Origin of the sequence: Aeromicrobium sp. REDSEA-S38_B2 (assembly GCF_001628525.1) — a bacterium.
Lineage (GTDB): Bacteria > Actinomycetota > Actinomycetes > Propionibacteriales > Nocardioidaceae > Aeromicrobium > Aeromicrobium erythreum.
The window spans coordinates 1-17,879 of record NZ_LUNH01000028.1; the positions used below are offsets into that span (position 1 = coordinate 1).

A 17,879-nucleotide genomic window follows, 5' to 3' on the forward strand; every position below is an offset into this window, starting at 1 on the left:
AACCACGCTCGATCACCCACCGCTCACCCTCGACCAGACGAGAACCAGGCATACCCACCTCCAGTAGTCACATCGTCTTGCAACTACCGGTTGAGACCACCGTCGGTTTGACCGCGACTACTTCGGACAAGTGGAGCAACCTCCGACGACTGGTCGTGGAGCAGTCTGTCCGCAGCAAGTACGACGGAAAAATGGAGCCCTTGCTCGAAGCAACCGATCCCTATGCGGCTTTCAGCAGCGGAGAGTGGACCGCCCAAGTCCTAGCCCGTTCGGCGCGGGAGGCGATGGGGTTCGCAGATGCTATGACCCAGTTCGCCCAGAAGGAGGTCGGCAAATACCACACTCCCGCGGCGGAGTGGCTGCACCACATCTTGCGGCCTCACTTCCGAGATCTGCTTCCCGACGATGAAACTTACGACCAAGAATGGGACCGCGCCGAGGTCGTACTCGGTGTGCTCGCGCAGGACATCGTGTTGACTCGTCGAGCCACCGCCGAAGACGGACGCTACTACGGTCGGTCTCACTGGTTTGGTCGATCCGCTTGGCGCGGCGCCCACAGCCGAGGCAACGCGGTCGAGGACATCGCGCAGGAGCTGCGTGTCGAAGGTTCCTCGTGGGGCCCTCTGCGGGCGGGACTCTTCGGGGGGGTGACGCCGACCGCGCGCGAGTGGCGATCGAGGCCTACGCAGAATCGTTCGCCGGGATGTCCCGGAGCATGTGGTGATCCACAACAGCTCCAGCAAGGCCTTGCGGGTGTCATGCGGCGTCCTGCCTGGCGTACGCGACGAAACCCCTGCAGGAGGCGTGACGACGCCCGCCGGCCAGACTGCCCAATTCCGACGCTGCCGCGATCGTCCTGACGCTTGCCATGAGCGACCGCGTCGACTCTTCCAGGGCTTCTTGAGTCTGCCCGTGCGGGAATTCCTCGCGAGAGCTTTCTATGCTAAATGAGCGACGCCAGTGGATCTAGATGACAGGCTGTTGGCGTGGATCCTGCGACGGCGTTGAAGCCAAGATTCGAAGAGGGGGAGTATTCCTGCACATGGCTCATCCCCAACGGCGTGTCCGACGAATCGCCAGCCCGAGTCCCTGGAACGCTCACTCTCGAAGGCGGCCGGGTTCCGACTGGACACGGCTACGGACCAGAGGTTCCGACTTCAGTCTCAGCTAGCGGTCTGACGTCGCTTCCTCAAACGACTTATCACCCGGCGCTGAAGTGCGAACTTGCGATCGGCGCGGTAGCCACACTCTTGAACGCCCGCCTGCGCGTCTGGGCGCCGGAGCGCGTCAATATCTCGGCGTCGGCCGTCCTAGTTGGGCAGGGCTACCCGGCTGACTCTTCCGCGCGAATCTGCCAGATTAAAACACAGGTGACTGGCCTCGAATCGATCACTGCGACAGCCCCACTCGACCGCGCCATTCAGATACCTCGCAACGGGGAACGCGTCACCTTCGAGCTAGCCCCCAGTCCGTCAGCGCGACTCGCTTGGGAAGACGAGTCGGCCATTCTCATCGCCGATTATGCTTCTAGCGCAGCTTCTGCCGACTTGTACGGAACTCGTCATCTCTTTAGCCCCACTCTCCAGCTGGACATCGACGAGCCCCTGCCTTTCCTCGAATTCTCGGCGCTATGGATCGATCCGATCCATCGCCTGGCGGCTGTTTCCATTGGGCAACGTCAAGCGATCACGCACGTCACGGCGGTAGGTGAAGATGAGGACGGCAATGATGGAAAATGGGAGGTTTTCGCGAAGGGTGTCACACAGGCCCCGTATGCCTCAGTAGAGAAGGAGGTCAGGGAGACCAAATCGGCTCTTGCGCTAGGACCGGATGGCGACAGTCTCCTAGCAATCATTCGCAAGTGGAACGATCTTGACGCGATGCGACATCCCATCATTCACTCTTTCGGTCGCGAAGTTGGAAGCTTGACCGACCAGACCCCAAGAGCGCAGTTCCTTACACTGATCCAGGCCCTGGAAGGCACGCATCGGAGCGAAGAGGCAGCGAAGACAGCTGCCGAGGAAGACAAATTCACGCTGAAACGTGAGGACTTCTTGAACTCAACGCCGCTAACGTATCTCTCCACAGCGGAGCGCAAGTTTCTCAAGAAGAATCTCGCGCGCAAGCCACCTTCGGGATTAGATCGAGCGCTTCATTGGATCGACGAAGGGAGCACAGGTAGCCTTGGTGAGGCAGTCGGGTCACTTGACATCATCCAAGCGAAACTCGACGAAAAATCTGCTACCTCTTGGGCTGACGCAATACGCGTTATTCGGAATGACTATTCACACGCGAACAGGTCCTACGACCCTTACGAGCTCCATGAACTTGTCGAAGTGCTGAGGCGCTTCGCTACGGAGACATGCCTTCGATTACTCGGCGCAAGCATTGCATCCCGCACTCGAGCCATACGGCCTACCGTTTGAGTCCTGAGCGGGTATCGTCGGCAATATTCAAAGGATGGCAGCGCCGACCATCGGACACCACAGTGCTCCCGGTGGGGGTCGAACTCCGAACGCGGTCAGTCCTCTCCTTGCCCCCTCGCTCCCTGCGGTGCGGACTTGCAGTCCTGAGTGCGTCCCGACCGGGAGCCTCGTTCCCCTCGGTGTCCGTCGAGTGCTGTCAGTCGGTGACCGCATCCGTGACCAGGCCTCGCCCCGACCGCCCCGCTGATTGGGATAGGTTCCGAGCTCCCGCCACCCCCTGCCGGTGGCGCCGGCTCATCATCAGGAGGCCCTCGATGACCGATCTGCCTGTCCGACTGACGGTCGAGGAAGCCGCAGCGATCACACGCGAGTCCGCGTTCACCATCCGCAAGCGATGCCGCGACGGCGTCCTGCCCGCAGCCAAGCACGGCCGCTCCTGGTGGATCCTCCGCGCCGACCTCGACCGCTACATGCAGGCCACCAACACGCCGTCCAGCGAACCGGAGCGCGCGCCTTTCATGACAACCGAATTGCGTCGACAAACGCGACAGTCCGCTTCGCAGGCCTCCGTCTTCCGGACCGCTGACCAGAAGCGGCGCAGGAACGGGGGTGGGAAGCACTAAACGCAGGACGGCCCCGCCGCGTGTTCCAGCACAACGGCGAGGCCTTGACCCAACCAACCTTGGACTAGAAGGAGGACGGATCCATGAAGGACCGTACCCGTAACACCCGACAGCACGACGATGCGACGGTGGGGAAGCCGTCGACGCCGTCGGACCCCTTCGCCGACTTTACGATCGACGAGCTCAAGGCGGCGCTCGCCTGGCATCGCGGCGACCGCAGCGGTGAGCCGCCGACGCCCCTGCTCGCGTTCATCGAGTACCGTCTCGCCGCCCAGGAGCACCTGACCGAAGAGGAGGCCGCGCTCGTCGCCTCGACGACCGACCTCGAGCAGCGCTTCAAGATCCTCGACCGCGCCTACGCCAGGACAGCGTCATGAGCGCGTTGACGTGCCCGTTCTGGTGCCTCGTGCACGGCGACGGTGTCACTCTCGCCGACAGGCCTCATGAGGGCATGCGAACGGTGCTGAACGGGCTCGAGGGCGGGTCGCTCGCGGTAGTGCTCTTGCAGCACGAGCGGAGGGCAGCAGCGGAGCTTGAGTTCGACATCGACGGACGATCAGTGCTGCTCCGACCCGGAGAAGGGCAGCGGATCATCGATGCGATCCGGGACGCGGTCGGGGTCGCCATGCGGGCCGCACGATGAGCGTCCAGGCGACCGAGACGTCCGCAACGGGAAGGGGGCAGCTCCCTGTCGGTCCTCTCGTCGCGCGAATTGCGGCACGAGGCGGCATCGGGGCCTGTCTCGAGCGGGAGCCGGACCTCGACCGGGTTCGTCTGGAGCGGAAGTTGAACCGCGGCATCGTCCGAGGGCATCTGTCTTTCCGCACTGCTGACACCCTCGCGATCAAGATGCTTGGACTGCATCCGATGTCTGTCTGGGGAGACGACTGGCTCGACTAGCAGGTCAGGGGGTGGTGAGGCGGGGGGGTCCGTTCGACCGGCTCCTCGCCTTCCTCGCCCGCATCACAGACGGAGACGGCGTCCCGAGCAACTCCCCCCGTCGCCGTCCTACGCAACCGCGTCATCAAGATGCGCGTCTCCGGCGGCAGGGTCAACGAGACCGAAGCCCTCGCTCTCGTCATCTACGCCTGGAACGCGCACCGAGCCGGCGAGACCAGGACCAAGCTTCAGATGCCTAAGGGCGGGCTGACGCCGGAGAACTTTACCGAGCCGCGCTAGACCTCGACGGCGAGCCTCGTCCAGTGCGCGACCCATTTCTGGTGGAAAAGGTCAACAGCTTCGGAGGTCAGACGCTGAGACCTATCAGAGTTGGTCGCACCCGTGAGCCGACGTTCCTCCCCTTGAAACTCTCTGAGGAAAGCTTGGAAAACCGACACCTCATGGGTTAGGGGCTGCCCGAGGTCCACAAAAGCTTCTCCGAAGCCGTCGACCTCCCCGAGGTACATCACGCGGTAGGGCTGGACATCGTCAGCCATGCGGCGCAGCATCGCCGCGCGCTCTTGCGGTTGCTTCGCCACATCGATCAGCCGCAGAAACGTCATGTGATCAGCCTGGGACTCACCACGTGCGTTCTGCTTGTCGAGCACGCACCCGTGCGTCACCAGGACCGCGTAGCCGCGCGGTAGGGCTGCCAGACCCACTCCCGGCCCGATCGCCGTGTCCACCAGCGGCATTGAACTAAAGATGTCGCCCTGGGAAAACCACCAGTCCGCCGATTCAAGCCGGCCGTTCGCAGTCACCAATCAATGTCGTCGACGGTGATTGGCACCAGCTTGACGTGCTTTACGCCAACTTCGGGTTCGCAGTCAAAGCGCGGCTGCTGCGAACGAGGATCTTGGAACAAGCGCGAAGCGGCGATCCGGCGAGCTCGGAATGCGTCTAACTCGAGACCACGGCGACCGGCCACCTGCCGCTGCGCGGTGGGAGCCGATCCGTCTTGCGAATACGCAAGAATGGAGAGCTGAGCGTGGTCGACCCGCGGGTTTACTGCCACCATTACTCGATCAACCTCCGTGTTGCGTCGGTGATGCTTGCTTCGAAGACATAGTTCTTGGCATTCCGGAGTGTTTCCAGTCTGCCACGCAGGTTTGCATCAAATTCAGGGTCCCGGACGTCGAGCGCAACGCTTGAGCGAGCCTCGATGTCGAGCAGGAGGGAGGTGTGCCCATCCAAGGCCTGGGGCGCCAGTGCAGAAACTATACCCACCACCGCCCCATGCTTGGGCAGCGGGACGTCGATTCGCATGAACAAACTAGTGACGGACTGGGGAAGGTAGGAAGACACATCCACGGAAGTCCGCAGGTAGTCCTTGAACTCGATGGACTCGCTTGGGACGTCAATGCGATTCACAAAGCGGACGGCAATCCCGCTGACAAACCGCGGTTCGGCGAGCTCCTTGTAGCGCGACCAGTACGCTTCCAAGTTGCTCGAAAACTTCTCCCACGTCTCATAGGTACTGAACGACGACCCGATGAATGCATCGCGCATCGTGCCGATTCGCACAGCTGAGTCATCCGATCGAAAAACGTAACCGTTCACCTCGCCGGTCGTCGTCCCAATGACCTGGTCGCCGATGACCTCAAACTCATTGGAGACGTCGAAAGCTGGTTCGCGAGTGAAGCCCTCGGTGAAAGCGCTCTCGAGCACGGACGCGTCGCTCAGTGTCTCGCTGATCGCGATCGCGATGGATGCTTCAACGATCGGCGCACGTGCGTATCGTCGCCCGCCCTCGGGCATAAGGGCGGCCAGGTCTCCCCAGTCGTGCTGAGCGTTCAGAGCGGCGCCTCCTATGCTGCTTACTGCGAGCGTACCAACACCCATGATGCGCGCGTCGCACGCCATCCGCTGAGCGTGTCCGGCTAGTGGACCGCGCTGCGCGCAGTCGTGTGGCGCCCGCCCACTGCACGCCGAGCCCGACCAGCGAACCCAGCCTCGAGCGTCCAGTCCGCGCCGGCTTCGAGCAGTAGCGCCGGGGCGTGCAGGTCCTGCGGGTGATAGATGCCTGGCTGAGCCAGGAACCCGCCCAGTGCCATCCCACACGCCTCAGAGAGGATGTCAGCTCTCCCGGCGGCGATCTCGCGAAGCTCAGCAACGGCCGCGGCCCGATTCGCACCCTCGCGAGCTAGCCGGCGAGCGGTCGTCGTCAGACGGATCTCGAGATGCCGGTCGGGGCTGAGTCGTTGGCGCGCCATGGGGGCAACCTACGGAGCCCCACCGACTCTTCCTCTCAGAGGCGCAGGCGGGACCTTGGTCAAGTCCGATTCCGCTGCGACCACTCTCGAAGTATCGCGGGGTCCATTCGGCCGACCTCGGGCCACCGCAGCTTCACTCCCGCGGCGACGCGCTGGCAGAGCTTGTACGCCTCAGCTGCGTCCTCTGGACGGCATCCCTTCTCCAACATGTGGGCCCGCACTTGCTCAGGCGGCATCGCAAGGCGCGCGTCGGCCAGGATCTTGATGGTGGACTTCACCATGCCGTAGCCCAGCGTCCCGCCTAAATTGCCAGCGAGACTCTCCAAGCCAGCTCTGACCGCCCTGTCTAGGCCTACGTTTCCGGACGGCACGAACGCCTCTCCCAGCAGTTCCGCCTTGGATCCGTTCGCCCATGCCGTCACCCACGGCAATGGCGACGTGGGCGCTTGCCAGGGCAGCAGGCACATCGCTCGGATGTCGTGATCGTGGGACAAGAGCTCTGTGAAAGCCTTCGCCGTGGGCCACACGGCCAGCACCGGTCCGTTCGGGAAACCGCGCCCACGCTTCGAAACTCTGACATTCGGCATCTTCGCTAGAGCGGAGACCCCCTGCCATTCGCTCAACACATAGGCGTTCGGAACGTCGAGCAAGATCTCCCCACCGAGTTCTCGCTGTTGCCGCAGGATCCATCGGACCCCAAGACGCACCGCGCCGGACTTGTCCTCGGCGCCAGGGGTGATTGCACACGGATACTGGCTCACTGGTCCAGGCTAAAGCGAAGATCTGACGAATTGTCGGGTCCGAACCCTACGATCGACTCATGCCCCCATCTCGCGACGCTCAGCGGAAGCACGTCGTCATCGGGCTCGCTCTCGGGGTGCTGCTCGAGGGCGTCGACGCAGTGTCGTCCGACAAGATGAAGTTCGCATTCGCCTTCAACCGTGCCTGGAGCGCATGGCCCAAAGCCAACAACTTTCGAGGAATCTCGGGTCCTTTTCCCGGCGACTTCATCTGGGGTGGACTCAGCAAGTCCGCCAACAGGCAGATGGCGTTCGCGGCCTGGGACGGCTCGCAGCGCGGTTGGTGGATCGCCTACTCGCCCATGGAAGGCATCACGCTTCAGGATGCCGTGGAGATTCACTCAGATGAGCGGGCGATTGAAGCCGACTGGCGCCACCTAGCTCGACTCTTCATCGAAGCGCTCGGTGATGAAGGCGTCGGCGTTATCGACGACTGAGCGCGAACCGTGCTCATCCGCGACCCGCCCTTCGGTTGCTGTCGTTGAATCGCTCACGAACCGCGATCCCGTAGAGGCCGATGCCGTAGTGCCCCAGACCGTAGGCCGTCATCCGAGCACCCCCACCCTCTGCTGACCGGCATCCAGGTTGTGCTGGACCAGGCGGGCGACCTCGCGAGCCAGGGACGTCTCGTCGAACTTCATCGTGACCGTCTGCTCGAGCTTCGTGACCTGCTGACGCTGCGCAGCCGACAGATTCCCCGACCAACCCCGAGCAGCCATCCACGCCGGATCCGTCGTCAACTGGCCGTAGGCGCCAGCCACCCCCTGCAGGGTCGGGACCTGAGCGTTCACACGCCGCAACGCGTTCGCGTCGGACAAGTAATGCCGGGCCAGCTTGATCGCCGACTTCGACGGACCCGCCGCCTGCAGCTGCTGCAGCAGCCACGGAGCCGCGCCATGCTTCTTCAACTGGAACAGCAGACTCGTCAGCGTCGCCATGTCCGCGATCGACCGGTCCAACGCCCGCTCCACCTGCTCAGGCGTAGACAGCCCCTCGATCGACGTGTTGCTACTGATGAACGAGTCGGTCGCCTGGCGGCGGTCCTCGCGCAGCTGACGGCGCTGCTCGGCGCGGTTGTCGCGGTACTCGTTGTACTGATCGGGGCTCATGCCCCGGCGACGGGCATCCCGCGACGCGCGCAGCGTGCCCGCGTACTCGCGGCGGGTCTCGATCAGATCCTGCCGCGCCTCCACCCGATCCAGGCCACGCAGCACGTACCGCGTCGGGCGGGTGTCCTTGCCCTTCGGCTTCTCGCCGTACTTCTCCCGCTCGTTCAACGACCGCTGCAGGTCCCGCATGCGGATCCGCAGCCGGGTCAGCTCGAGGGAGGAGACCGCGTCGACCTGTCCACCCGACGCGAACCCGGGGACGTCGCCCAGCAGGTCCGACAGGTTCAGGCCAGCGTTGATCGCGGCCAGCCACTCGTCGTTCTCGCGCGAGGACCGCTCGTTGATGATCCACTCACCAGAACGCACCATGAGCGTCTTCCCCGCGGGGCCACGAGCGATGACGTTGTCCAGCATCGGGTTCGACGGGGGCCGACCGGGCACCACTCCACCGGATGCGAAACCCTGCGGCACGACTCCGCCGGTGGCTGCAGCCGGCTGGATGGGGATGCTGATCCCAGGCAGGCTGTTCGCGAAGGACAGCAGCCCTCCTACGGCCTGCCGCGCGGCTTGCGTGTTCGCGTCGACCTTGAGCGTGGCCGAGTCGCCGTCGACGGAGTAGAGGTAGCCGATGGCCTCTTGGATGTCGCGTGTGGCGAAGTCCTTCGCCCGCATGATCGTCTCGACCTCTTCGGGCGTCAGACCGTACTGCCGCGACAGGGCGACCACGTCCTCGATCGACTTCACGGCGCCCGGCGTGGCGATCCTGGTCGTGACTTCGGCCGGCAGCTTGATCAGTTCGTCGGCGTACTTCCCCAGGCCAGCGGAGGCGAGCCTGGTCCGTTCGCCAAGGTCCTCGAACTGCCACAGCGCTCCACGGGTGCCTCCACCACCGCCGAGGTCCTCGCCGAAGATCTGGTTGCGGAGTTCGAGCGTCTCGCGTTGCTTCTCGTTCGCCGTCATCGCCGACTGGCGCAGATCCTCGTACCGCTTCGGCAGGGACTCGAGGAGCTTGTCGTTGTAGATCTCGCCCAGGATCCCGGCGATGCCGATCACCCCGGCGGACCGGCCCAGTGCGGTCTTGGAGACGGCACCCAGTGCGGTCCCTCGCGCTGCGCCTCCTGCGGCCGACCCGGCGGCGCTGGCGCCGGCTCCGGCAGCCGCGGCGCCGGCAGCTCCCGGCAGGACCTTCGGTACGGCGTAGCGCGCGAACGCCCCGGTCACGAGGGCGGTCTGAGCCCACTCCGGCATCGCGTTGAAGGCGTCGGCGACGGCTTTCACGGCTGGGGCGAGTGCTTCAGCTGCGTCGGCTGCGATGCCCATCGTCGTGGCGACAGCGGGCAGTGTGGACTCCGCGGCCGGTCCGAGCGTGTCGACGAGCCAGACCGCTGCGTCCCCGGCCTTGCGTCCCCATTCCTCGAAGTCTCCGTCGGCGGCCAAGTCCGAGAGCCGGTCCGCGACCTCGACGATCGCGGGCGCCAGACCCTTGCCGAACTGGATCTTCGCGGTCTCGATCTGCCCGGACAGATTCTCCAGCGCTCCCGAAGTGCCCGACATCGACGCATCCGCGAGACGCTGCGCCGCGCCCAGGTCCGACGTCTGCCGAATGTAGCCCTCAAGCCCTTCAGCGCCCTCCTGGATGAGGACGTTCGCCGCGCGGCGGGCATCAGCACCGAAGATGGTCGTCAACGCGGCCGTCCGCTCCTTCGCGGACATGCCGCCGAAGGTGCGCTGGAGCCGCTCGGCGATCTGCGTCGCGGACACGAACTCGCCGTTGCTGTCGGTGAACGTCAGCCCCAGCTCGGCCATCGCCTGAGCCTGTTCCTTCGTCTGCGGCACCAGACGCGTCAACATGGTCCGCAGCGACGTGCCCGCGTCCGAACCCTGGATGCCCGCGTTCCAGAAAGCCGCCAGGATGCCCGTGGTCTCCTGCACCGACAGGCTCGCCGAGTTGGCCTCCGTGCCGGCCTGAGCGAGCGCCTGCGTGATGTCCGAGACGTCCGCGCTCGAGGCGTTCGCGGCGCCCGCGAGAGCCGACACCGCCTCGTCGGTCTGCGACGCCTCCAACCGGAACGCGCCCATCGTGTTGACGACCGAGTTCGCCGCCACGTCCAGGTCCAGGCTACCCGCCGCCGCCAGGGTGAGCGAGTTCTTCAACGCGCCAGCCTGGATCTGCGCCGGCGACAGGCCACCCTTCGCAAGCTCGAGCATCGCCGACGCGGACTCCTGAGCGGAGAACACCGTGTCGGCGCCGAGCTTCATCGCCAGGTCGTCCAGTTCGGCCATCGCAGCCTTGGGCGCCTTCGTCTGCTGCGCGACCTGACGCATGGTCCGCGAGTACGCGGCCTCCAGCTGCACCGAGTCCTTGACGAGCTTCGCGATGCCGACCGTCGCGACCGACCCGGCTGCGATCTTGAGAGCACTGGAGACCTGTCCGCCGGACCTCTGTCCTTGGACACCGAGAGCTGCGGTGTCGCGCGAGGCTTGCTGCATCGCCGTCCGGTACTGCGACATGTCTGCCGTGACGAGCACGGTCACCTTGCGATCGCTCATGACCACCACTCCCCAGCGGACTGGGCCACTGCATCGGCAAACGGACCGACGTGGCGGTCGAACGCCGGCCCCATGAAGGGCTGCGGAGCCTGGGTGGAGGTTCCGTACTCGACGTAAACGCCGTAGTCCGCGTCCGCGCGGACCCGACAGGTGACTGCCCAAGCTCGGTCAATCGTCAAGCGATGGATTGACGACCGCAGGTTGCCGGTGTCGACCGGTGCAAGCGCCTGCGCGTCGCGCTTGATGTCATCGGAGGTCTTCTGCACGGCGACACGAACCCGCGCTCGCGCGGCCGCAGGGACCAGGACTGCGAGCTCGACCGCCAGCCGGTCGAGGTCGGAGGTGTCCACGTTCACCGACGCCATTGCTCAGCCCTCCCTCGCGTAAACGAAGAGAAGACGCGCCCGCAGAACCCCCACGACCGTGGCCTCCGTTTGACCGACAGCCGAAGCGAGTTCTCGGACCGCGACGGAAGCCATGCCTGCGAGCACGTAGGCCAGGTCGAGGCTGCTGTCGTCGCTGATCGCTTTCTCGAGCGGGGCACCCAGCGACCGAGTTCCCTCCGCGCCATCCGCGAGAGCGAGAAGCATCTCGGTCGCGCGCTCTATTGACACACGCGTCAGACCCACCACGCGCGCGGGTCTCCCCTCGAGGTCGGAGGTCGAGGTGTCGTTGAGGTCGTTCATCGCGCGCTCCGCCCTCGAGCGGCGGGCCTGGGCGACGTCATGAGACTGCTACTAGGTCAGGGCGCCGCGTTACCGCTTCGCCGACTGTCCAGATCGCGGCATCGCCGGCCACCGCCGGGGGCCAGAACTCGCTCGCAGGTACTCCGAAGACCTTCCCGTCAACCATGGATGCGACAGCGGAGACTTCCGGTCGAGGGTCGTCGCCCGCAATGAGCATCCTCAGCACCCGGGCGCGCAGATCGGTGCGTTGGAGGCGCTCGATGATCATGGACGACTTCGACCGCTTCTGGACGGAGTAGCGCGAGTCGAGGAACAGAGATTCTGTGGACGACGCGATGTCCTGGATCGTGCTGATGTGTTGCTCGACCGAGACGAACTCGCCCTCGTGCCGTCGCAGCTGCGCCAGCAGGCGCGTGGTCTTGGACTGGTGCGCTTCCAGCTCGACACGGATCGCGGAGGCTTCGGCCTCGTACGCGGCTGCGTCATGTTCGAGCACCGCGATCCGCGCGGCAACGAGCCGAGGGGCGACCGCCAGTCGGGATGCCTCGGCGACTTCACGGGATGCGCGAGCGGCAGCGAGCTTCGTGGCAAGCTCAGTGGCCCGCTCGGGTGCGTCGAGTACGTCACCACCCATCGACCGGCTCAGATCGTCGGCCTCAGCCTCTGCCTCGCGAACCTTCGACGCCCATTCGCGCTCGGCGGCGAGCCACCGCTGGACCCCGCTGAGGAGCGCCTCGCGCTCGACGCTCATCGTCCATCCACCAACTGACGCAGCGTCTTGAACGACTCGGCCACCTCGGCGCGCTTCTCCGCGGGCACCACAGCGGCTTCGCCACCTGGCGATTGGCCGAGCAGGGCCGCCTCGATCCTGCTCAGCAGCGACTGCGCCTGCGCAGCGGACTTGCCCTGCAGTGCCTCATGGATGTGGCGAGAGACGTCGTCGGAGACACGGCGGGCACGGCCCACGCTCTCGACCAGCTCGTGGTCCAGCGCCCCGGAAGTCGTCGAGAAAGCCGACGTCAGCGACGCAGCCTCCGCGAACGAGGAGTACACGCCTCGCTCCAGGCCACTCGCTGCCTTCGCAGCGTCCGCTTCGCTCAGACCGACACGACGGAAGTCCGCGGTCGCCCCCGCCGCAGGGGCCGCAACCGCCGGACTCTCGCGGCCGACCATGTGCGCGATCGCGCGATCGACCTCAGCTTCCGAGACCTTCCCCATCCGCTTGCTCCTTTGTGTGCTTCAGCTCAACGACCGACGCCGCGTCGATCAGCCACCGTCCCCCGACCCGTTGCCCCCTGAGGGCCCCGCGGTTGACCAGCTGCCCGATGTACTGCCGCGTGACCCCCAGGAGGTCGGCGGCCTCCGAACTCGACAGCGAGCCCGCAGGATCCGAGGAGGGACACTCCGACTTTCCCTCGTGATCGACCTGTTGCGCGCCCGGAGTTTCCTTCGGGAAACCGCCCCGCTGCTGCAGCATCGACATCCACTGATCCGCCGACGCCTGAAGCTGATCCCTGGCGCGTTCAAGGTCCCGCGACAACCCCGGCGGCGCATTCACCTGCGCAGCGACGATCGCCTCTCGCCACACCTGCGGCGGCACCTTCCCGAGAAGCCAGTTCGCGACGTAGGGAGGCACCGCGGCGTACCTCGTAGCCTCACGCACCCTCGCTCACCTCCACCGAAGCTACGAGCTTGGCGAACACTTCGTTGGTGAGCAGTCGCGAAGCCGACTCCCGGAACCCGTCACGCGATGAACCCCCCGACAGCGCCGCGATCACCGCAAGGTGCAAAGACGCGCGGACCGCAACATCGACACTCGTCCGCTCGAGCACCTCGTACGCAGCCTGGATCGCTGAGCCAGGGTCATCACCGCGAGTCGCGGCGATCACCATCCGCAACGCCACCTGCAACGGATCCTCCAGACCAGGTGCCGCTCGCATTGGAGGATCCAGACGATCACCCATCCACCGGACCAACTTCGCCAAGCGAGCCCGAACGTCGGACCTCAGACGTAGCCTCAACATCCCGACACCACCTCAGGAGCCGTCATGAACCAGCCCGCGCCCACGATCTGGGAGACGCTGCACAAGCCAGTGCTGCAGTCCGTTGTAGGGCTGATCAACGCCGACCGGTCAGACACCGGTGTCCAGATCCTCGAGATCATGCAGGACACAGACCTGCCCTCAGATGACGTGCTCGCCGCTCTACGCCGGCTGGAAGATGCAGGTCTTGTCGAGACGCGACTGGTCAGCCCAGTCCACGCAGGTCGGGTCGTCGCGGTCAGCGGCGGCGCCCAACAGCTCGCCGAGGCGTGGCCCTCAGCCGACTCCGTCGCCGATCGACTCCTAGCAATCCTCGAGGACCTCGCCGAACACGGCTCCGACCCAGTCGAGAAGGCCAAGGCGCGCAAGGCGCTCGACGCCCTGGGCAGCCTCGGCCGGGACCTGCTCGTCTCCGTCGCGGGCGCCGCAGCCGGCGTGGCGATGCAATGAGCGAGACGCTCCTGGCCGGGCTCGGTGGTGGTGTGCTTGCCCTGCTCGGCGGCTTCGGGGTGCAGTGGTTGGGGGGCAGACAAGCCCGCCGGTCTCGACGCTCCACTATCGCGGCCTCCTTTCTCGCCGACGTCAACGCGTTCTTGATCGTCACCATCAAGGCCAGCTCCCGCAACGAGTGGACCGATGTCGAATCCGCTCGCTCCTGGTTCGACGCCACCACATCGGCGCTCGACCCTCTTCGTCGATCCGGCCACGAACTTGCGCTCCTGACGCCTCGACTCCGCCAAGACATCATCGATTTGATGGAAGCCTGTGAGGATCTTCTGCTTCTCGCCGCCGAGGCGCCCAGGGCAGATGCGCCGCACGACGGAACGGACGAGTTCGGCAACTTGTCGATGGAGGTCCGCGGACGGACCGACCAATTGGCGAAGGCTCTCGCCGAACAGCGGTGACGAGGCAGCACGCTCACGCGCCATCGTCGACACCGCCTCGCTGGATCGACCCTGCCGGGACGACGACGGGCGACTGCATGACCCGCACCCACTCCTGCGCGACCCACTCGCGCATCGCTGCCCGCGACCGCTTCGGCATACGTCGCCACACGATCTGCACGGCAAGGTAGGTCGCCGCACGACGAGCAAGCTCAGGTGACATGTCGGCCGCCTCGGCACGGACTGCCTGCACAGCCTCGTCTCCGGTCTTCGCTCCGACAGCGGCCGTGATCAACCCGAGCGCGCGAGCAATGACGACCTGCGACGTGGCGGTCACGACACACCACACGCCATCGCGCGTCGACCCTCCGGTGTGACACCAAGCCACATTCGGCGGACATCGCCGCAGGTCAGCCGACCAGTGGTCACGGCGTGGTCACGCCGAAGCGCACTCATGCCCCGCCCTGGATCGCGCGCAGTTCCGACTGGCCCGAGTACTTGCGAAGCACCTCGGGAGCGACCACAGGCACCAGCGCCGCCTGCCGCGCATCCAGACCGAGGCGACCCAGGATCTCCTGGATAATCAAAGCCATCTGCCGCGCCTGCTCCTCGGTGACGCGCACCCGTCTCTCCTCGAACCCGGACCGCATCAGCACGTCCAAGAACTTCCCCGCGCGATCCATGGACCGCTCGTACAGGGCGACCTCGGCGCGAGTCTGCTCCGTGCCTGCCCCTGACGCTTCGTACCGGATCGCGTTCAGCGCATTCACCCGCTGCGCACATGCCGCCTGGAACGCGCGAGCCTCCGACGCCAGCAACGCCATCTCGTTGTACGGGTCCTCGATCGGCTTGAGGCCCTCGTGAGCCAGTACAGCGTTCAGCTCGGCCACAGCTGCCCGAGTCGCCAGCCGGCGCTCGCCAGCCTTCCGCGCCTGCGGACTCGAGCCGCCATGCATCCGGCAACGACGCTGACCACGCATCGCCCACGACCCACACTGCGAACCCGACCGCGTCTTCGCCTCGCAGCGCGACGCATGGGGTGCCTCGTCAGCGCCGAACCGCATGGGGTTGCTCGACGGCTCGCGGGGGTCAGTCATGGGTTTCTCCTTCGGCCGGGTGCTTCGCTGCTCGTCGTCGTGGTCGGCGTTCACGGGCTCGCGCTCGGATGAGGTCGATGCTCTGGCGTTGCGCCTGTCGGGCGCTGGTCGTCCGGTAGGGGGTCGAGGTGGATTTCATCGGTTGGCTCCTGCGTCGCTGCGATTCCGGTGGTCGAGGGACGTCGACCCTCGTCCTCGACCTATAGGCCGGGTCGAGGGGTCGAGGTCTCGACTCCCTGTCTGGGTCGAGGGGGGTCGAGGTGGGGGTCGAGGGGTCGAAGTTGGTCATTCGGATCCGCCTCCGTAGGGCTTGAGGAGCGCGTGTGGTGTGGCCTCGCTGAGGTAGCCGTCGAGCTGGAGGTAGGCGAGGGCCTTGCGGTTCTTCTCGGCCTTGCCTCCGAGAAGGGCCTGGACCTTGTTGGCAGAGAGAGGGCCGTGTTCTTCGATGGCGCGCACGATCTGTGTCATGACGTCGACAGGTCGGCGGTTGGGGTCGCCCTCGTGTGCGGCTTCGATGTAGACCTCGGCCCAGGTGTCGTTGTGGACCTCGACGACGAGGTCTCCGAACCAGTGGAGGCCGCTCTTGGAGGGCAGGGCGTGGCGGCGGAGGCCGCCGGGGCGGTCCTTGGCGATGCGGATGGTTGATCGGCCGGTGACGCCTTCGCCGAAGGCTGTGCGGTTCTCGAGGAGGAACGCGGCGCCGTCGAGGGCGTTGAGCTTGTGGACGCCGCCGATGGCGTAGCGGCCGCGGGTCTCGCGGTCCTTCGTGACGTGGTCGAGGCAGAGCACAGCGGGGCCCCAGGCGGAGAGCCTGCGGGGCAGGAGCCGTCCGAACTCGGCGATGTCGGCGTTGTCGAGCGGGTTCAGGCCGTGAAGGGTCATGGCTTCGGTGACTCCGTCAACGACGATGAAGGTGGTGGCGCTGGTGACGGCGCCGCGGAGGTCGTCGACGTTGATGGCGTGGCCGAGCTGAGTGGTCGGTCGGATGTAGCGGAAGTGGTCGTTGATCACCTGAGGGGCGACCTGCATGGTGAGGAGTCGTCCGACCACGCCTCCCTCGTCGTCTTCGAAGTCGAGGTATACGACGTCTCGGCCGTCGCGGATCTCCTGGGCAGCGAGCTCGAGGGCGAACCAGGTCTTGCCGGCTTCGGACTCGCTGGAAAGGGTGTGGACCTTGCCGGGGTAGAGGATGCCGATGCCATCCATGCGGCGACCGACCGACGGTTTGGGGCGCTCGTAGCGGCCGGAGAGGACGTCGGTGAGGTCGACGGGCTGCCAGGTGCGTTCGAAGCCGGGCATGGTCACCTCGCCGGCTTCGACGGCGCGCATGTATTCGTCGGCGTCCCAGTCGTTGGCGGTCACGCAGCCCCCGCTCCGAGCTGGCGTGCGATCTCGTCCACGAGCGTCGGGCTGATCTCGTTCACGTCGCAGACGTACGCGCGCATCCTGAAGACTTCAGCCAGGGTCGCGAGCCTGCGGTCGAGCGCAAGAATGCGTGGGTCGTCGGGGATGTGGTCGAGTCGGCCCCACCGGGCGCCGAAGTAGTCACCGGGCTTCGGGCGGGCGGCGTCGAGGCGGTCCGCTCGGTTCCGCCAGTGGGCGGCTGTGGCGCCGGCGAGGGCGTCCTGAACGATGCGGGAAGGGTGATCGAAGAGGATGTCGGCGAGGAAGTTGGCGGCTTCGCGCGCGGTGGGGGTCGTAGTCATGCGGACTGGTCACCGCCGCCCTCGCCGTAGATGAGACGCAGCGGCTGCGGCTCGAACTCGTGCGGCCGGGAGGGCCGCGGTCGGTAGTTTGTGTAGAAGGGTCGGGCGGCGTCGCGGGAAGCGCCCCAGGTAGCGCGATCCCACTGCTCGCGGGACATGTCGCAGGTGTCGAGCGCTGCGGCGAGGTCTTCCGCGGCCTGGGTTAGGCGCTTCTGGGCGTCGAAGATCGCGAGGAGGGGCGCGAGCTCGTCGTCCTGTTCAGGCGGCGTGGAGGGGCGTAGGCTCATCTCGACTTCCGTTCTGCTCGCCGGTGGACGTGGTCTGAGATGCCGTCTCCGTTGCTGCGGGGGCGGCATCACTTCGCGCGGGGTCGATGCCGGCCATGCGCCAGAGCTCGACGGTGGGGACGAGGACGTAGCGGCCAACCCGGACGGACTTGATCTGTCCGTTGTCGATGGCAGCGCGGACGGCCTTCTCGCTGATTCCGTCGGGCAGGTAGGCGGCGACCTCCGCGACCTTGAGAAGCGGCCTCTTGCGCGGATCGGGCAGCGCGGTCACGAGGCCGCGGCCTTCTGCTGTTGGAGCCATGCGTCGACGTCCGTGAGGTCGTAGAGGACGCGGCGCCCGATCTTGAACGACCGCGGACCCTTCCGTACCCGACGGAAGTACCGCAGGGTCTCTGTGGGCGTGCGGATGTACTCCGCGACCTCGTCTTCGGTCATGTAGGTAGCCATGCTGTCTGCCATCTCGGCCTCTCTTGGTGGTTCCTGTTGACAGCCTGTAGTTCGCGGTGAGAGAGTTCAA

At 65.8% G+C, this 17,879-nt stretch carries 24 protein-coding genes; 7 read left to right on the forward strand and 17 right to left on the reverse strand.

Translation table 11 applies throughout. The features are described from left to right. Positions 1-986 precede the first annotated feature (986 nt). The 4 genes from A6Q81_RS07210 to A6Q81_RS07225 all read left to right on the forward strand — a co-directional run bounded on the left by A6Q81_RS07210 (position 987) and on the right by A6Q81_RS07225 (position 3,692). The gene (locus A6Q81_RS07210) at positions 987-2,426 is read left to right on the forward strand and encodes a HEPN domain-containing protein (RefSeq protein WP_286690005.1); all 1,440 of its coding nucleotides are present in this window, start codon (positions 987-989) and stop codon (positions 2,424-2,426) included. Positions 2,427-2,740: 314 nt separating this feature from the next. Then, complete coding sequence (locus A6Q81_RS07215; RefSeq protein ID WP_286690006.1) at positions 2,741-3,049, forward strand: helix-turn-helix domain-containing protein; 309 nt, start codon at positions 2,741-2,743, stop codon at positions 3,047-3,049. Between the two features lie 128 nt (positions 3,050-3,177). Beyond that, the gene (locus A6Q81_RS07220) at positions 3,178-3,426 is read left to right on the forward strand and encodes a hypothetical protein (protein WP_286690007.1); all 249 of its coding nucleotides are present in this window, start codon (positions 3,178-3,180) and stop codon (positions 3,424-3,426) included. After that, positions 3,423-3,692, forward strand: coding sequence for a hypothetical protein (locus A6Q81_RS07225; RefSeq protein WP_286690008.1), 270 nt, complete (start codon positions 3,423-3,425; stop codon positions 3,690-3,692). Before A6Q81_RS07220 ends, A6Q81_RS07225 begins: the two co-directional genes overlap by 4 nt. Before the next feature lie 532 nt (positions 3,693-4,224). Here A6Q81_RS07225 and A6Q81_RS07230 read toward each other — a convergent pair. The 3 genes from A6Q81_RS07230 to A6Q81_RS07240 form a co-directional block, all read right to left on the reverse strand. Then, on the reverse strand, positions 4,225-4,749 hold the full coding sequence (locus A6Q81_RS07230) for a hypothetical protein (RefSeq protein ID WP_286690009.1): 525 nt from the start codon (positions 4,747-4,749) through the stop codon (positions 4,225-4,227). 256 nt (positions 4,750-5,005) lie between these two features. Beyond that, positions 5,006-5,851 (reverse strand): TIGR04255 family protein, encoded by an 846-nt coding sequence (locus A6Q81_RS07235; protein ID WP_286690010.1) that lies wholly within the window; start codon positions 5,849-5,851, stop codon positions 5,006-5,008. A 409-nt stretch (positions 5,852-6,260) separates the two neighbouring features. Then, the gene (locus tag A6Q81_RS07240; protein WP_286690011.1) at positions 6,261-6,962 is read right to left on the reverse strand and encodes a hypothetical protein; all 702 of its coding nucleotides are present in this window, start codon (positions 6,960-6,962) and stop codon (positions 6,261-6,263) included. Positions 6,963-7,021: 59 nt separating this feature from the next. On the opposite strand from A6Q81_RS07240, the gene A6Q81_RS07245 reads away from it, so the two are divergent. Further along, positions 7,022-7,438, forward strand: coding sequence for a hypothetical protein (locus tag A6Q81_RS07245; RefSeq protein WP_286690012.1), 417 nt, complete (start codon positions 7,022-7,024; stop codon positions 7,436-7,438). A gap of 108 nt (positions 7,439-7,546) precedes the next feature. On the opposite strand, the gene A6Q81_RS07250 is transcribed toward A6Q81_RS07245, so the two are convergent. The 7 genes from A6Q81_RS07250 to A6Q81_RS07280 are packed head-to-tail and all read right to left on the reverse strand — an operon-like array spanning position 7,547 to position 13,250. Continuing rightward, the gene (locus A6Q81_RS07250) at positions 7,547-10,660 is read right to left on the reverse strand and encodes a phage tail tape measure protein (RefSeq protein WP_286690013.1); all 3,114 of its coding nucleotides are present in this window, start codon (positions 10,658-10,660) and stop codon (positions 7,547-7,549) included. Continuing rightward, complete coding sequence (locus tag A6Q81_RS07255; RefSeq protein ID WP_286690014.1) at positions 10,657-11,025, reverse strand: HK97-gp10 family putative phage morphogenesis protein; 369 nt, start codon at positions 11,023-11,025, stop codon at positions 10,657-10,659. The genes A6Q81_RS07250 and A6Q81_RS07255 overlap by 4 nt, the downstream gene beginning before the upstream one ends. Positions 11,026-11,028: 3 nt before the next feature. Continuing rightward, positions 11,029-11,346: a hypothetical protein gene (locus A6Q81_RS07260; RefSeq protein ID WP_286690015.1), complete on the reverse strand. Its 318-nt coding sequence runs from the start codon at positions 11,344-11,346 to the stop codon at positions 11,029-11,031. Between the two features lie 37 nt (positions 11,347-11,383). After that, entirely contained in the window at positions 11,384-12,097 is a 714-nt protein-coding gene (locus A6Q81_RS07265) for a hypothetical protein (protein ID WP_286690016.1), read from the reverse strand. Next, the gene (locus A6Q81_RS07270; protein WP_286690017.1) at positions 12,094-12,564 is read right to left on the reverse strand and encodes a hypothetical protein; all 471 of its coding nucleotides are present in this window, start codon (positions 12,562-12,564) and stop codon (positions 12,094-12,096) included. The genes A6Q81_RS07265 and A6Q81_RS07270 overlap by 4 nt, the downstream gene beginning before the upstream one ends. After that, entirely contained in the window at positions 12,542-12,982 is a 441-nt protein-coding gene (locus A6Q81_RS07275; protein ID WP_286690018.1) for a helix-turn-helix domain-containing protein, read from the reverse strand. The genes A6Q81_RS07270 and A6Q81_RS07275 overlap by 23 nt, the downstream gene beginning before the upstream one ends. Before the next feature lie 19 nt (positions 12,983-13,001). Further along, positions 13,002-13,250, reverse strand: a complete 249-nt coding sequence (locus tag A6Q81_RS07280; RefSeq protein WP_286690019.1) for a hypothetical protein — start codon at positions 13,248-13,250, stop codon at positions 13,002-13,004. Positions 13,251-13,394: 144 nt separating this feature from the next. On the opposite strand from A6Q81_RS07280, the gene A6Q81_RS07285 reads away from it, so the two are divergent. Together A6Q81_RS07285 and A6Q81_RS07290 are read left to right on the forward strand one after the other, a co-directional pair. Next, on the forward strand, positions 13,395-13,838 hold the full coding sequence (locus tag A6Q81_RS07285) for a hypothetical protein (RefSeq protein ID WP_286690020.1): 444 nt from the start codon (positions 13,395-13,397) through the stop codon (positions 13,836-13,838). Next, positions 13,835-14,293, forward strand: a complete 459-nt coding sequence (locus A6Q81_RS07290; protein WP_286690021.1) for a hypothetical protein — start codon at positions 13,835-13,837, stop codon at positions 14,291-14,293. Before A6Q81_RS07285 ends, A6Q81_RS07290 begins: the two co-directional genes overlap by 4 nt. 13 nt (positions 14,294-14,306) lie before the next feature. Here the strand turns inward: A6Q81_RS07290 and A6Q81_RS07295 are convergent, their stop codons facing one another. From A6Q81_RS07295 to A6Q81_RS07325, 7 genes are all read right to left on the reverse strand, one after another. After that, complete coding sequence (locus A6Q81_RS07295) at positions 14,307-14,609, reverse strand: hypothetical protein (protein WP_286690022.1); 303 nt, start codon at positions 14,607-14,609, stop codon at positions 14,307-14,309. 115 nt (positions 14,610-14,724) lie between these two features. Beyond that, on the reverse strand, positions 14,725-15,369 hold the full coding sequence (locus tag A6Q81_RS07300; protein WP_286690023.1) for an HGGxSTG domain-containing protein: 645 nt from the start codon (positions 15,367-15,369) through the stop codon (positions 14,725-14,727). Positions 15,370-15,654: 285 nt separating this feature from the next. Continuing rightward, positions 15,655-16,731: an AAA family ATPase gene (locus A6Q81_RS07305; RefSeq protein WP_286690024.1), complete on the reverse strand. Its 1,077-nt coding sequence runs from the start codon at positions 16,729-16,731 to the stop codon at positions 15,655-15,657. Then, complete coding sequence (locus tag A6Q81_RS07310; RefSeq protein ID WP_286690025.1) at positions 16,728-17,075, reverse strand: hypothetical protein; 348 nt, start codon at positions 17,073-17,075, stop codon at positions 16,728-16,730. The genes A6Q81_RS07305 and A6Q81_RS07310 overlap by 4 nt, the downstream gene beginning before the upstream one ends. Continuing rightward, positions 17,072-17,362 (reverse strand): hypothetical protein, encoded by a 291-nt coding sequence (locus tag A6Q81_RS07315; RefSeq protein WP_286690026.1) that lies wholly within the window; start codon positions 17,360-17,362, stop codon positions 17,072-17,074. The genes A6Q81_RS07310 and A6Q81_RS07315 overlap by 4 nt, the downstream gene beginning before the upstream one ends. Beyond that, positions 17,334-17,633 (reverse strand): helix-turn-helix domain-containing protein, encoded by a 300-nt coding sequence (locus tag A6Q81_RS07320; protein WP_286690027.1) that lies wholly within the window; start codon positions 17,631-17,633, stop codon positions 17,334-17,336. Before A6Q81_RS07320 ends, A6Q81_RS07315 begins: the two co-directional genes overlap by 29 nt. Continuing rightward, a complete protein-coding gene (locus A6Q81_RS07325) occupies positions 17,630-17,797 on the reverse strand; it encodes a helix-turn-helix transcriptional regulator (RefSeq protein WP_286690028.1) in 168 nt (55 codons plus the stop codon). Before A6Q81_RS07325 ends, A6Q81_RS07320 begins: the two co-directional genes overlap by 4 nt. Positions 17,798-17,879 lie beyond the last annotated feature (82 nt).

Coding starts and splice junctions, on each gene's coding strand:
- A6Q81_RS07215 (WP_286690006.1), top strand. CDS start 2,741: ATGACCGATCTGCCTGTCCGACTGACGGTCGAGGAAGCCGCAGCGATC.
- A6Q81_RS07225 (WP_286690008.1), top strand. CDS start 3,423: ATGAGCGCGTTGACGTGCCCGTTCTGGTGCCTCGTGCACGGCGACGGT.
- A6Q81_RS07235 (WP_286690010.1), bottom strand. CDS start 5,851: ATGGCGTGCGACGCGCGCATCATGGGTGTTGGTACGCTCGCAGTAAGC.
- A6Q81_RS07245 (WP_286690012.1), top strand. CDS start 7,022: ATGCCCCCATCTCGCGACGCTCAGCGGAAGCACGTCGTCATCGGGCTC.
- A6Q81_RS07250 (WP_286690013.1), bottom strand. CDS start 10,660: ATGAGCGATCGCAAGGTGACCGTGCTCGTCACGGCAGACATGTCGCAG.
- A6Q81_RS07255 (WP_286690014.1), bottom strand. CDS start 11,025: ATGGCGTCGGTGAACGTGGACACCTCCGACCTCGACCGGCTGGCGGTC.
- A6Q81_RS07260 (WP_286690015.1), bottom strand. CDS start 11,346: ATGAACGACCTCAACGACACCTCGACCTCCGACCTCGAGGGGAGACCC.
- A6Q81_RS07265 (WP_286690016.1), bottom strand. CDS start 12,097: ATGAGCGTCGAGCGCGAGGCGCTCCTCAGCGGGGTCCAGCGGTGGCTC.
- A6Q81_RS07270 (WP_286690017.1), bottom strand. CDS start 12,564: ATGGGGAAGGTCTCGGAAGCTGAGGTCGATCGCGCGATCGCGCACATG.
- A6Q81_RS07285 (WP_286690020.1), top strand. CDS start 13,395: ATGAACCAGCCCGCGCCCACGATCTGGGAGACGCTGCACAAGCCAGTG.
- A6Q81_RS07290 (WP_286690021.1), top strand. CDS start 13,835: ATGAGCGAGACGCTCCTGGCCGGGCTCGGTGGTGGTGTGCTTGCCCTG.
- A6Q81_RS07300 (WP_286690023.1), bottom strand. CDS start 15,369: ATGACTGACCCCCGCGAGCCGTCGAGCAACCCCATGCGGTTCGGCGCT.
- A6Q81_RS07310 (WP_286690025.1), bottom strand. CDS start 17,075: ATGACTACGACCCCCACCGCGCGCGAAGCCGCCAACTTCCTCGCCGAC.
- A6Q81_RS07315 (WP_286690026.1), bottom strand. CDS start 17,362: ATGAGCCTACGCCCCTCCACGCCGCCTGAACAGGACGACGAGCTCGCG.
- A6Q81_RS07325 (WP_286690028.1), bottom strand. CDS start 17,797: ATGACCGAAGACGAGGTCGCGGAGTACATCCGCACGCCCACAGAGACC.